At 49.3% G+C, this 13,193-nt stretch carries 15 protein-coding genes and 3 pseudogenes; 2 read left to right on the top strand and 16 right to left on the bottom strand.

The window, feature by feature from the left end; translation table 11 throughout:
• Window positions 1-11: 11 nt before the first annotated feature.
• A complete protein-coding gene (locus tag HFD97_RS06700) occupies window positions 12-1,484 on the bottom strand; it encodes a DNA-packaging protein (RefSeq protein ID WP_167431598.1) in 1,473 nt (490 codons plus the stop codon).
• A complete protein-coding gene (locus HFD97_RS06695; RefSeq protein ID WP_167431597.1) occupies window positions 1,471-2,043 on the bottom strand; it encodes a terminase small subunit in 573 nt (190 codons plus the stop codon). The genes HFD97_RS06700 and HFD97_RS06695 overlap by 14 nt, the downstream gene beginning before the upstream one ends.
• Before the next feature lie 20 nt (window positions 2,044-2,063).
• Between HFD97_RS06695 and HFD97_RS06690 the strand changes: the two genes are divergently transcribed.
• Window positions 2,064-2,510, top strand: coding sequence for a hypothetical protein (locus tag HFD97_RS06690; protein ID WP_167431596.1), 447 nt, complete (start codon window positions 2,064-2,066; stop codon window positions 2,508-2,510).
• Here the strand turns inward: HFD97_RS06690 and HFD97_RS06685 are convergent.
• The 14 genes and pseudogenes from HFD97_RS06685 to HFD97_RS06620 all read right to left on the bottom strand — a co-directional run bounded on the left by HFD97_RS06685 (window position 2,476) and on the right by HFD97_RS06620 (window position 11,916).
• Complete coding sequence (locus HFD97_RS06685; protein WP_167431595.1) at window positions 2,476-2,661, bottom strand: hypothetical protein; 186 nt, start codon at window positions 2,659-2,661, stop codon at window positions 2,476-2,478. The genes HFD97_RS06690 and HFD97_RS06685 overlap by 35 nt on opposite strands.
• Window positions 2,662-2,694: 33 nt before the next feature.
• Entirely contained in the window at window positions 2,695-3,057 is a 363-nt protein-coding gene (locus tag HFD97_RS06680) for a hypothetical protein (RefSeq protein ID WP_010670490.1), read from the bottom strand.
• Window positions 3,058-3,161: 104 nt separating this feature from the next.
• A pseudogene (locus HFD97_RS22310) lies at window positions 3,162-3,266 on the bottom strand (lysis system i-spanin subunit Rz); the annotation flags it as partial.
• An 82-nt stretch (window positions 3,267-3,348) separates the two neighbouring features.
• A complete protein-coding gene (locus tag HFD97_RS06670; protein ID WP_167431594.1) occupies window positions 3,349-3,906 on the bottom strand; it encodes a hypothetical protein in 558 nt (185 codons plus the stop codon).
• Window positions 3,907-3,962: 56 nt separating this feature from the next.
• Window positions 3,963-4,367, bottom strand: coding sequence for a hypothetical protein (locus HFD97_RS06665; protein WP_167431593.1), 405 nt, complete (start codon window positions 4,365-4,367; stop codon window positions 3,963-3,965).
• Window positions 4,345-4,857, bottom strand: a complete 513-nt coding sequence (locus HFD97_RS06660) for a lysozyme (RefSeq protein ID WP_280117049.1) — start codon at window positions 4,855-4,857, stop codon at window positions 4,345-4,347. The genes HFD97_RS06665 and HFD97_RS06660 overlap by 23 nt, the downstream gene beginning before the upstream one ends.
• A gap of 3 nt (window positions 4,858-4,860) precedes the next feature.
• Entirely contained in the window at window positions 4,861-5,082 is a 222-nt protein-coding gene (locus HFD97_RS06655) for a class II holin family protein (RefSeq protein ID WP_167431592.1), read from the bottom strand.
• 218 nt (window positions 5,083-5,300) lie between these two features.
• On the bottom strand, window positions 5,301-6,005 hold the full coding sequence (locus HFD97_RS06650) for an antitermination protein (protein ID WP_244319753.1): 705 nt from the start codon (window positions 6,003-6,005) through the stop codon (window positions 5,301-5,303).
• A gap of 51 nt (window positions 6,006-6,056) precedes the next feature.
• Window positions 6,057-6,341, bottom strand: a complete 285-nt coding sequence (locus HFD97_RS06645; protein WP_167431591.1) for a hypothetical protein — start codon at window positions 6,339-6,341, stop codon at window positions 6,057-6,059.
• Window positions 6,342-6,358: 17 nt separating this feature from the next.
• Window positions 6,359-6,955, bottom strand: coding sequence for a hypothetical protein (locus tag HFD97_RS06640; RefSeq protein ID WP_167431590.1), 597 nt, complete (start codon window positions 6,953-6,955; stop codon window positions 6,359-6,361).
• A gap of 764 nt (window positions 6,956-7,719) precedes the next feature.
• Window positions 7,720-8,982 (bottom strand): annotated as a pseudogene (gene umuC / locus HFD97_RS06635) (translesion error-prone DNA polymerase V subunit UmuC).
• A complete protein-coding gene (locus tag HFD97_RS06630) occupies window positions 8,982-9,221 on the bottom strand; it encodes a DNA polymerase V (RefSeq protein WP_140033967.1) in 240 nt (79 codons plus the stop codon). The pseudogene umuC and the gene HFD97_RS06630 overlap by 1 nt, the downstream one beginning before the upstream one ends.
• A gap of 442 nt (window positions 9,222-9,663) precedes the next feature.
• A pseudogene (locus tag HFD97_RS22475) lies at window positions 9,664-9,903 on the bottom strand (pyrroloquinoline quinone-dependent dehydrogenase); the annotation flags it as partial.
• A gap of 75 nt (window positions 9,904-9,978) precedes the next feature.
• Entirely contained in the window at window positions 9,979-11,916 is a 1,938-nt protein-coding gene (locus tag HFD97_RS06620; RefSeq protein WP_167431589.1) for a methyl-accepting chemotaxis protein, read from the bottom strand.
• 795 nt (window positions 11,917-12,711) lie between these two features.
• On the opposite strand from HFD97_RS06620, the gene HFD97_RS06615 reads away from it, so the two are divergent.
• Window positions 12,712-13,137, top strand: coding sequence for an ester cyclase (locus tag HFD97_RS06615; protein ID WP_167431588.1), 426 nt, complete (start codon window positions 12,712-12,714; stop codon window positions 13,135-13,137).
• Window positions 13,138-13,193: the final 56 nt, after the last annotated feature.

Here is a 13,193-nt window from a genome sequence, read left to right as displayed (position 1 = left end):
TTTCTGTTCTGTCAGGCTGAGAATGGACGGACTGTTGTACCTTTCGGCTGGAACAGTTCGGTGATGGCCCAGACCAGCGCATCCAGGCGGTCGGGGGATTTCTTCGCGGTGGCCGGCACATATTCCAGCAGCTGGTTCTCAAGCTGGTAGAGGTTGCCGCGGTGCGCCACCCGCCCCTGCTCGTATAGGGCTGAAATGGGTTCCGCACGGGCAAATTTGCCCTTACTGGCGTGCACACGAATGATGCGACCGCGGAAACCCGCATTACGCAGGGTGTCCTCCGCCATGTCACCGCCCTGATTGGTTTCAATAACGATGGCTTCAGCGTGGTGCTCTTCATACGCCCTGATGGCACGCTTCGCCCAGCCGTTCGGCGAGTACTTCCCGGAGTAATCTGCGTCAGCAGAGAACAGCCGGTCATTACCGCGCCCGTAACTGCTCGCCACGACAATACCGGTTTCGTCACTCTCTTCGCTGTTGGTGGCCTGCGGGTCGATGGCGACCACCGTTCGCGACGGCTGAAGGGTAATCTCCAGCGCACGTGCACCGGACACCATAGCTTCTGTCCAGAGCGCGCCTTCGGCATTGAACCGCCGGGGCCGCTGCATGTACTGGGCCTCAGCGGTGCGCCGGTGTGAAAACAGTGAGGTGCGATGCGACTCGTTATGCTTGTATGGCCACAGCCAGCCGTCAGGCAGACCATGTTCAACGGGTATTGCATACGAGTTTTCAGGATACAGCACTGAATACTGCTCGCTGTTATCAATCAGTACCGGCAGGTTCAGGTGATGCCACTGTTCGCCACTGCCACCGCGCAGCAGGTATCCGCTCAGGTCGTGGTAGTGAATGCGCTGCATGATGACCACGATGGGCGTGGTCTCGATGGCCAGACGGGAACGGATAGTTTCGTTGAAGCGGGTGTTGACGCCGTTGCGTATCGTTTCGCTGTAGGCATCGTCAGGTTTAACCGGGTCATCAATTAAAAGACTTCCCTGCCAGCCCGGCTCCATGTGTCCGGCGCGAAAGCCGGTAACCTGCCCTGCAGCGGAAGAGGCATACACCCCGCCGCCGTATTCAGTCCACCACATCGCTTTACTGTCGGCATCATCGCGCAGCGCCATCGGCCACATGGCCTGAAAAGCGGCAGACTTCACGATGCTTCGCGTGGTTGACGAGTTCAGTAAGGCCAGGTTGTGGGAATAGGACAAGTGCATGAAGCGGGCACGGCGGTTCAGCGCCAGCCCGCGGCCCATCATGTTGATGGTGGCCAATTCCGTCTTGGTGTAGCCCGGGGGCACATTGATGATGAGTCGCCGGATATCGCCATCAATCACCCGGTCCAGCGTCCGCTGTATCACCTGATGATGAGGCGCAACAATCATTCTGCTGCCAGTGCGCTGCTTAAAGAAGTACCGGGTGAAATAGAGCCCGTCTTCTTCACACTCTATACGGCGTGCAGCGTTTTTGAAGTCAGCAGTCGTCATCCTCCAGCATTTCCCGGCGGGCCTGCCGGTATTCCTCGCGTGAAAGCAGCGCAACCTCAAGCGGGCCGCCGTCTTTACCTGTCAGTGATGTTGTAGCCTGCTCGCGGAACGCCTGCACCGAAATGTGTTTGCCTAGCAGCTCCAGATTTCTGACTTTATCCGGCCATTTAATCTTTTTCAGGATGCCGACCATCTCGCGCTCTTCACCCCGGCCTTCAAACATCTCAGCCAGATCGAAGCCGCTCAGATACCGACGCCATGATGCAGGCCATTGCGATACAGATTTTATGCTCATGTCATCGGCCATGATGTCGAGCACGTCCATTTCGTCAATTTCAACCAGGCGGCGCAACACATAGTCTGAATTTACCTCTACCCTTTCATTGCGCTCTGATTTAAGGTCAATGATGCGCTGCGCAATATCAGGTTTTGACAGGTTTTCAGATCCGGTTCGGTTTGCAGTCTTTTCACTGTACCCCGCCCTAATGGCCGCTTGCGTGGCGTTCAAATCGATGAGGTACTCGCGACAGAACATTTCTTGTTTGTCGGTGAGTGCCATTTTAATTCCAGGAAATGAATATGTCAGAAGTTACCAAGCGCACCGCCAAGAATGCCGGTGATGCAGGAGAATATTACGTTGCCTATATGCTTTCTCGCCTTGGCATAAGCGCAGCTTTAACAACGAGCGGTTCAAGCAGGGTCGATATCATTGCGACAATCGACGGTTCTAAAAGCATAAGCATTCAGGTAAAAGGCTCTTGGGCTAGATCTTCCCCTAGGCAATGGACTGTTGGCAATCACAGACCAATAGTGTCACCTGACTTGTTTTATGTCTTCTGTAATATGTCTGAGGATATGAACAATACTTCCGTCCCTGTAGTATATGTTGTTCCAAGCTGCGACGTAGATGCTTTATCGACATGGCATCATCAGGTGCCTCTCTTTAAAATATCTAAAACAGACGACGATAATTATCTTAATCGTTGGGACTTTATTCAGCTTGCTCTGGCACGTACTCCATCTTGAGCACGTCACCACGCGCCAGATATACCCAGCCAACATCTTCGCGTGCGATGCCGATGAAGCCGTTAACCACTTTAGGCTGTGAACGGTTCACCAGACCCTCATGAGTCTCACCGGATTTGGTGGTGACTGTGATGCAGTCGGTTTCTGGCATACTGGCTCCAATAAAAAACCCCCATCCGGAGGTTTAATTTTTTTGCTTGCGTCTTAGCTTCAATGTTAGTGCTTTGGCATCAAAATCTATTTCTTCATAGTCTTTAAATAAAGCGATTAAAAAGCCTGCACCTAAAAAACAGACTGCTGCTAATGCAGCAATCTCAATGCCCGTCATTGCAGCAATCGGCATCAAAGCAAAAGATGATAGCCCTCCTGTAGCAGGCATGGCTGCAACTGATACTCCCACCAAAGCAATTGTTGCGGCGCTAGCATGAGCTATCGTTTTGCCTTTCATAACTTTTTTGGCAAGCTCACCTTCAACAATAATCAGGTCAATATTATTTTCTTTCGCCTGCTTAAGTTCGCCTTTTGTCCTTACAACAACTCCCTGCATGCGATTCACCTCCATAATAATTGTTTACATGGTATCGGCGAATTAGCACAAAAGTTGAATAATTTTCGCAATCACACTACTTCAAATACTGCTCTCTGATGTACTGCTGCATCATCCATGCCGGCGGCGGAGGTAGATTGCTTCGTGCATGTGGCGTTGAGCTTTAACCGGCGCCTGCCAGCAGCAACATCATGCAGCCGATCGATAGTCGTTTTTTATTCAGCTATCGCCACTGCAATGAAGCGAACGAACAAATGCTACTTATTGTGCTTACTAACCGGTCGTGGAAAATCACTTTTTGCCGAACTCAACACTGCCTGTGGTGCAATCCAGCATGCCAAAGTATTCACCGGTTGCTGACTGACCGCTACGCTGAGTGAAAGGAACTAACCAGATATCGTTCCCGAATGTCATCTGGCCATAGTCGATCAGAATTCCGTTCTTTTCAGCTGCGTCCTGAACGTCAGAGAAATTTTTCCACTCTTCCTTAGTTCCGGTTTTAGCCCGTATCACTTTAGCCATGATTGTCTGGTTATCATAGTGCCGACAGGCTTCAGCCTGTGCAGCATCAACTTTTGAAGGCCTCATTGATACTATTAAAAGAATCATTACAGCCAGTGCGAGCACTGCCAGAAGTGTAATTGTGATGGCTGAAATTTTGACTAACCGTTTCATGTGATCCTCATCCATAAAGCTCAGGTCAGGAGCATACCCGATGAGCCATGTGCTGATCACGCTGCTTTGCCTTACAGCAACCGGAGTATGTTCACTTTTGCCGTTCCCGTTCGATTTGTCGGATGGCGGCCTTGTCACGGTTACACTGTTCAACAACGCTAAGCAATCGTTCATTCAACTCCAGACTCTCTCCCCAGGTAAGCGGCTCTGGAATAGGCGGCACTTCGCAGTCAGCCAGCAGACTTGCCGGTATCGGCACGGGCGGAACCGGAACGTACTGTGTCTCTGTGCGCGCGCAGCTGGTCAGCAGCGTGACGAGGAACAGGTTCAGAGGCACAGCTGTTACCTTTGACCAGCTTCCGGATGACCACCACTCTGCGTTCGCTTTCTGCATTAGTGGCCTGATTATCATTGTGCGTTGCCCGGGCGATGTCGTTGAAGAGTGCTGTAGCCTTCAGGACGTTAATCGTCATCACTTCAGCTGAGGTCTTTTCCTGCACCAGTTGCCTGTTCTGTCTGTTGAGCCGGGCATTAGAAATGGACTGAAGCTTAATCGTGACACCCAGTCCAGTAGCCAGGACAAGCAGCAGCCCTATCACAACGGCATCCCACTTAATTCTGTTTAAGGTCATCACCGTTCTCCGCCAGACATAGTGCACGCTCAGTTTCGCGGCGGTTCATCAGCCCTTTCCATTTCCTGCCGCCCGCAAAGACCCAGCGGCGCAGTTCATTGCACGCGCCTGTTTTATCGCCTGCGTTGAGTTTTTTCAAAAGTGAAGATCGGGAAAAAGCGTCAGTACCGGTGTTATAGGCAAAGCTGTAAAGTGCGGCGCGCTGGTAATCGCTGAGGGAGACCGTGACAACATTGTCAACGACGGCCTGAACGGGTTTCAGGTCTGCGCGCAGCAGAGTGTCGCACTCCCTGTCGGTATAGGTTTTGTTACTGACAATATCGGTGCCCGTATGACCATCACATACCGTGAGCACACCGGCTACATCCCGATAAGGTACATAACGACGACCTTCCAGACCATCCGGACCGCCCAGCAGCGTAATAGCCAGAGCCAGGGCGCCCGCACCACCTGCAGCCAGAAGTCTGTTACGCATCGCAGCGGAGATAGCCATGATTCAGCGCGGCTCTTCCTTGCAGGTGCAGCGCAGCGCCCTGATCTCTGCCAGTGTTGCTTTACGCCTGTAATACCAGTTGGTGATACAGGTAACGGTCGCAATGCTGATACCGACCAGCACGCCTACAGCACTCCACTCATCGGGACTGAAGTAAGTAAGGACACCATGGAGTACAGATCCCGCTGATGCGCTGTAAGCAACACCGGTTGTGAATTTGCTCATCGTGGTTTGCCGCGCAGAGTAAGGAGAAATGAAACCTGAGCTGGAGAGTGAACGGGGTGCAGTGACGGCACATCCGGCCATAAAAAAAGCCCTGACAAAGATGACAGGGCTGAATAAAAATCTCTCGAGGGTCATTTACCCATCGTTGGAGCCAAAATAACACAAAAAATGGAAATGTAAATAGTGCGCGATAACATCGTAATGTAAATTATCGTTCGCTATTTAGTAATGCACGATAACGCTTTCTCTGCCCAGGATTCTTCCCGGTGCAACTCGGCAATCAAAAACTCGTGCAGTTGCTTCACGCTTTTGTGCCAGGTATCCAGCGTAATAGCGTCCGTGACCTGACACACTGCCCTGTATACAACAGTTGAAGAGATACGTTCAAAGCCCCGTCCGGAACACCGCTTACAGGGCTGATAAACCGTCACGCCCTGAAAACGTGTCCTCGTCCGGTTAACTGACTGACCGCGCCCTTTACAGTCTTTGCAGGCAGCGCGCACGACACCTTTCCCTCCGCATTTGCTGCAGCATTTTCCTTTACGCAGGCCTGTGCCGTTACAGGCGTGACATGACGATATTGCATCCGGGCTGCGCGCATAATCGAGAAAGGCATAGCCTGCAATAACCGTGATGATGGCCATACGCTCATCTTCAGGCAGTTTTGTGAGGGCCGGATAACGCACAGATGCACGCAGACCAACGAATGCCAGTAATCGTATGGCGCGGTCTCGGTCATAACGACTGAGATGCATTTTTCCGAAGAAGGCAGAATAACCGAGGGGAGCGTGCTTCTGCACCATCCCCAGTGCGGCCATAACATCACTGCCGGTCATGGCATCAGGTGACAGAGGTGACTGGCCAGCAAGGGGCGTGACAGAACGCGGGGAGTGATACTTAACAACACTTTCAAGCTTCATCATGATGACTCTGTGCCGGTAAGACAGTGACCGGCACTATGAGTCCGTTCAGATTCATTTTTCTGAATGACGGCAGAGGCGTTCCGCAGAGTGAAAAACGAATTTCTGAACAAACTTTTCCTTTGGCAGTTCATGTCTGCCCTTCTCTGTCACCCGACACCATAATTCAATGAGCGCTTCACCCGTATGATGCCGGGGGCTGGCCCCTTTCTTCCAGCCGATTAGTGTGGAGGCAACCACATCCAGTTCATCCGCAATGTCCTGCAGTGAGTAACCAAAACGGCTCAGGTCTGTGAGTATCCGGAACCAGTCGATTTTATGAATATTGATGACGGGCACGCGACTTCCCCCGGTTATCAAAGTCTGAGTAAATCTTTGAGATTTCTCACGCCAAGTTTGTTGGCGCAGTTTTTACGGTGCTGATAGAGCGTTGTGGTTTCAATTCCCAGCTTTGAAGAGTGGTGCACGGCATCAACACCATTCAGAAAACCATCAATTACGGCAAGCTCCCGCACAGATATTTTGCAGTTTACTCTCATAGAGCGCTTCCTGTTCAGATAGTGCTCGAGCACAAAAGAGATGTAGGTGACGGGTAACGATATATCCAGTATGTACTCCATATCACAAACGCGATTCATAAGACTTCTTTTCCGCATGGTAAGCAGAGCATGGCTGTCTGTGAACACCAGTACATTGCCATTCGTTTTACGTAATAACGTCAGAAAGGTGCTGAACCAGTGGGGAAAAAAGTCATTATATCCGAGACAAAGAACAGCGAGCTGATAACACCCTGAATACCTGGTCGGTATCTGAACACGAAATTGCTGAAAATCACTGCACGATAATACAGATAAATGCCTTTTGCTGCATTCGGCGTCAATAAGACTTAATAAACCCTGATGTAAAATGTTATTTTCTCCGATAACAATAACACGACAATCTTTACTTTTCATATCCTGTTTCCGTCTCTAGCAGCTCAGGTAAAAAGAAATAAACCACGCGCTTCCTGTAAGGTGCATTATTACTACTCATATCCTGAGAGATATTCAATGCAATCGTTTGCCATGAAAAATATGTAAAGCGGAAAAAATTCAAATAACAACCTGAATTTAAAGGTAAAAAATGAACGCTTTATAATATTTAGGACTAACTTTCAGAATCCCATTAGCACCTGTTCCTAACCGACAACACGCCAGACAAACAGTATTACTAACCTGAGACATTTATTTTAAACATTAAGAAATTACATGTAATACTTTAAAGCGCAGACGGTTGATGAAATAGATGGCATGTTAACATCAGCCCTCATTGTAAATGAGGCAGTCAATAAAAAGGGAATCAGCTAAGCGTCTCAGTAAACGACTCACCTCACACTGTTAATTGATATTATGTGCTGAATGAATTTCTGCACATTCAAAGTATTTCCGGCACGGACCTTCCGGACAGAACTTCAGGCTGTTAATCTCATCGCGTACTGTATATATCCGGCTATGTTTTTCAGCTTTTTAACCTGCAATTATGAACATTCATCCGTGATTAAGTACTGCCTCAGGATCACGTTAACTCCCCACCTGTGCGTCAATAAGATATTCATCAGAATATTTTCAGCTTTCTTGTGCACCTTCTTCATATCATTTTAATGTTGCATCTGTTTAGCCCACGCTGATAACGAAAATAGTCATCAGGCATGCAGGACGTCAGTCGCTGACGTCAAACGTTACTTAGCCATGGGAAGATCTGAAAATCTGGTCGTGTATGCCGGCGACAACATTTCTCTCTTCATTTCCCAGGATTTCTGAATACCCTGTCCCGCAAAAAACAGACTTGCCTTACCGCTCTGATTAAGCCCGTCGACAACACGCATCAGGGCCTCGCTGTTTGCCTGCGGCTGGTATTCGTCAAACAGACTAAGCTGAGCCACGCCCTGACTATAAAAGTCGCCCAGCATGATGCCCGCTTTCATATAGCGATGTCCGTCCACCCAGATCCTGTCCAGCGCGTCCATAGCGACCCGGATGATATCGCGGGTATCATTTGACGGTGTCAGCAGTTTACCGGTTGCCTGATTACCGTAAAACACCTCACTGTCCGCGTGCGGGCTGGTGCGTACAAAAACGGCTATCTGCCTGCAGTACTGCCTTTCTTTTCTCAGCTTTTCAGCGGCGCGTTCGGCAAAGGCACACACCGCCTGGCGCATATCCATGTATACGGTGATACGGGAACCGAACGAACGTGAACAGACAATCTGCTGTTTGGTGGGTGCAAATTCCTCGAGCGCAAGACATGACTCGCCGCGCAGCTCCCTGACGGTACGCTCGAGTACAACATTGAAGTGTTTACGGATGATCCAGGTACTCTGTTCTGCGAGATCTCTGGCCGTGGTGATGCCCATTGCATTGAGCTTTTTACTGATTCACCTCCCTACTCCCCATACATCCTCAACAGGCACAAGCGACATCAGCTTTCGCTGCCGGTCGATATTCGACAGATCGACGACGCCGCCAGTCTGCTTCCACTTCTTGGCGGCATGGTTTGCCAGCTTGGCCAGCGTCTTGGTCTGGGCAATGCCCACGCCCACGGTCAGGTGTGTGTTGCGTTTGATCGTCTCACGCACTTCCCGTCCAAAGTTTTCCAGTACCATGCAGTTGCGCACACCGGTCAGGTCCAGGAACGCTTCATCAATTGAATAGACTTCCACACTGGGGGCCATCTGCTCCAGCGTTGTCATTACCCGGCTGCTCATGTCGGCATACAGCGCATAATTACTGCTGAATACATGGATCCTGTGCCGCCTGATGTCCTCCCTGAGTTTGAAATAGGGTGCACCCATAGGAATGGCCAGCGCTTTAGCTTCCGCACTCCTGGCGATCACGCAGCCATCATTATTGCTCAGAACCAGAACCGGCTTGCCGCGTAGGTCAGGACGGAACACCGTCTCACAGCTGGCGTAAAAAGAGTTCACATCCACCAGCGCAAACATCACATGCCGCCATTCGGGTTAAAGACCTGGAAGGTGCGTTCCTCTCCTTCCGATGCTGAGATATCCCGGAAATCTGACTTGTGCGCTTCTATCCATCTGTTTGCTTCCCTGGCGCTGAAGTGCCAGTTGAGCTGCTGGAGTTCTTTTACAAAGTCGAGTGTGCTCACGGTGTAACGCCCGCGCGCGTCGCGTTTAATGGCAAGCCTGAAGGCATCTTTAATCTCGTAATCGCGTGGCATGCTAAAACCCTGTCAAATAACTGTATGTATAAACAGTAATTATAATCAGTGGTTTTGAGCAAGTTGATGAGGTGTGGAGTTTTGTAAATGAAGTCTGAAACGTAGCGTTTGCGTTATAATGGATTTTAATGCCGCGAAAAATAGATATTATAACTTAATCTGCTATCAGAATTTAATCATCAAACGCAAATTCCATCCCAGACATCATAGTTTTTTACCTGGTAATGAAGACAAATACTGAACGGTAGTCAGAATTGTGCCTGATGAAGTCTCACTCATCCGACATTTTGGCAAGCAGGATTGAGGTGCTATGAAAGACTTGTGATATGCGCTAAAGACGTTTGATGGTCATCCAGGGATATGCTGGTATTTTTACTGTCGAACATAACAAAAAATGGGGCCCCGGGGCCCCATATATTTTCTACTGAATCTTCACTAATCGCTATTCAGGTAAAGCGTAAACCACCACCTGGTCGCCCACCTGACCCTTGAGGATGGTATTACCGCCGGCGACAAACGCCACGTACTGACGGCCTTTATACTCATAGAAAGAATGGTTTGCTCCCGCCGGGGCTTCCGCCTGAGCGGACTATAGCTCTTCACCCTTCTCCACGGAATAGGCGCGAACCTTAGCATCCATTGACGCATCAATGAATTTCACGCCGCCCGCAGTTACTGCCGGTACCGGTGAAGCATGCATCCGTCATATGCATACTCTATAGGCGAATAACGATAGCGCTTCACCTGGTTATCGTTATCATGCGGCGTTAGTGCGGAAAACGCTGACAGCATCCCTGAGATTAGCAGCACGACTTGCCAGTTCATCAGCGGACGATGCAGACTCTTCGACCAGCACGGCATTCTGCTGCGTCACCTGATCCATCTGCGTTACTGCAATATTGATCTGTGATACGCCTGCACTCTGCTCCTCTGAAGAAGATGAAATTTCTCTCACCAGCTGTGCTGTCTGTTCAATCGCATCCATACTTTCCTTAACTTTTTCACCGGCATCCCGGGCCATCGAAATGCCCTGCTCAGCATTCTCCACAGACTGTTCGATCAGCCCTTTAATTTCCTTCGCCGCGCCAGCAGAGCGCTGTGCCAGCGCCCTGACTTCCGCCGCAACAACGGCAAAGCCTTTACCGTGCTCACCGGCCCGGGCGGCTTCAACGGCTGCGTTTAACGCGAGAATATTCGTCTGAAATGCAATCCCATCAATGACAGAGATAATGTCCTTAATCTGCCCTGCACTGCTGCTTATTTTCTCCATGGAACCCAGCACCGATTCCATTGCATGCCCTCCACGCAATGCAGCGCTGGTAGCCGAGCTGGCCATTTCGGCAGCATGGCGGGTGTTTTCAGCATTGTTGCCGATGATCGATGAGAGCTGTTCCATACTGGCGGCCGTTTCAGCCAGCGATGCAGCCTGTTCTTCCGTCCTCGCAGAAAGATCGCCGTTACCGCGGGCAATCTCCTCAGATGAGGTGGCAATGGTGACAGCATTACTTTTAATGTTTTCTACCGTCACCGTCAGTCGCTGACTCATCTGCAGTAATGCCTTAAGCAGTGCGGCTGTTTCATTGCGTCCTGTCACGGAAAAGGATGTCGTCAAATCGCCTTCTGCCACTTCAAGCGCAAGCTTTGACGCGGCACCGATAGGTCGTGTAACAGAACGGATAATGATCAATGCAAAAACGACAGAAAGCAGGACCATAAAGAGAAGAACGCTCAGCAAACCATACTGTGCATGCCGGTGGTCCGTAATCTGCTGGTTGAGCATGTCATTCAGTTCATTACCGCCCGCAATTGCGTAGGTGCTGAATCTGTTAATCGCGCTGGTAAAAAGCGCCGCATAGTCCTGCGGACTCTGATTCGTCATACTGCGGCTGATAAATAACGCCCCTGCAGTTTTCAGGGCATTATTTGCTTCCTGTACGGCCGCGTCTGCATTGGCACTGAATTTCTGCTTCAGCCCCGCATCAGACGAAAAAAGCTTTTCTGAATCCTGCTCAAACAGATCCAGGTTATAAGCTCCCGTACTGAGTAAAGATTCCATACGGACAGAGTCCGCCTCACTTATGGTTTCATTTCTGGCAAGCAGTGAAGTGCCGAATGCGCGAATTTTTCCAAGACTTTCGGTCAGTTCAGGCAATGATGAAAAATTACTGGTGATCAGACGATAGGTGCTGATATCGGAATCAAGTGACAATCCGTAAAAATCCAGCACATCACGGTTTGCATTCAGTAGCTTGCGGATGAGCAGCGCATGTGCGTCAAGGCTGGCTGCATGGTCCAGTTTCGACGCATCGATCTCCTGCTGCAGTGCGTCCCATTGCGCGCGTACACCATTAAATTTCTCAATGACACCCGCACTGCCTTCTGTCTGTGCCATATCATTCACCAGGGCATCAGAGATACTGCCAATTTCGTCCCGGACCTTAAGACGCGATGAGGTGGCAGGATTTTTTTGTGCAATGGCAAGGGCTGTTTCAGCACGATGGCGCTGTATCAGGTTCAGCAGGGCCAGAATCCTGTTTTCCACAGGCACACCGGTCACTTCCCGCTCCTTGTCATGAATATATTTATTGCCTTCTGATACAAAAAGCACTGTAGGAACTGAGAAAAGAACAAGACAAAACAAGCCCAGAATAGCAAACTTGGCGGTAAGATTAATATTGTTAAGCATTTTATTCATTTATTATTCCTGCTGCACCAATTCATTATTATTTCAGTTATAAAAAAGTGTATCTGAAAACACATTCACCATCGTTATCGGTTATTTTTCATTTATCTTTACAGAGAGATAAAAAAGGAGAAAAGCGACATATATGTCACAAAAAAATGAAGTGCATCTAAAGCAACTTTTAAAGCACCATGCAAACGGTTGCGTTTCCGCCGATTCCCTTCTCATTTATATACTTGCATCAATACAGCTTTACCTGACTTTGTCCTGACTCTTGATCAGGGTAATGGATCAAAGGGTTGATGTTGATATCAGGTTTGGTTCAGAAACCTATGCATGGGTGTGACTAAGAAGCCACACAGCTATCCCGACATCTCAGTAAGCACAAATCTGGTTTTCGCAGTAAGACGGAATCAATCAGAAGACCAGCGGTCAGTGAAGATGCCAGACATAATCAGGATCAGGCGATAAATCCTTTTTGCAGAAATTAGGGTGTAAGTATGCAGGGCTAAAGTCAGGTAAAAAAAGGTGAAAAATTTCTATTAGTGCATTTGACGTAACTGATGCACGTAATGAACTATTGAGCCTGCCCGGTGAAGCACAGCATGAGAACCCTTGATTTCTCTCATGCTGATAAGTGTGAAGCCCTGAAGGAACGTAGATAAGCACCAGCCGGGAAAGTGATGCATAGATTTAAGGCAGGGACTTTTTTGGTCGGGTGAACTTCGTTTCATCGGGATTCCCCTTTACCGGTTAAAGTCACTGCAAGACAAGATGTTTTTATCACTTCAACTAACGAGGTTTAAGATGAGTATTAATCCCTACGGTGCCGATCTTTTTACAGCGTTTTATAACTCAAACGATGCAGAGATTGCTTCACAATTAGTTAACGAGCGTCTGTCTGATTCATTTCAGGATCATTCGCCTGTATTTGGCGCAAAACCCGATAAAACAGGGTTTGAGAACAGCGTGCGCTTCATTAATAAAGCTTTCCGACAGGTTTATCATGTTGACCGAATGATTGAACAGGGTGATACCGTTGTCGCAATCTGGCATGCAGAGGTAGAGCATACAGGGCAATTTCTTCATTTGCCGGCGACAGGCCGTCTTTTTTCTCTGAACGGCATTACTGCCTATTCTCTTGAGAATGGAAAAATCACTGGTCACTGGGAGCAGTTTGATCAGCTTTCAATGCTCCAGGCGCTCGACATCATCCCGAAACTGGAAAGTTGATCAGCTGAGACTGCAGACATTCAGGGGCAATCTCAGACATGAGTGAAGAGTCATGT

Source organism: Pantoea sp. EKM103V (assembly GCF_011800365.1).
GTDB lineage: Bacteria > Pseudomonadota > Gammaproteobacteria > Enterobacterales > Enterobacteriaceae > Pantoea > Pantoea anthophila.
The sequence above is the reverse complement of the archived record's forward strand: the minus strand, read 5'-3'. Positions and strand labels throughout refer to the sequence as shown.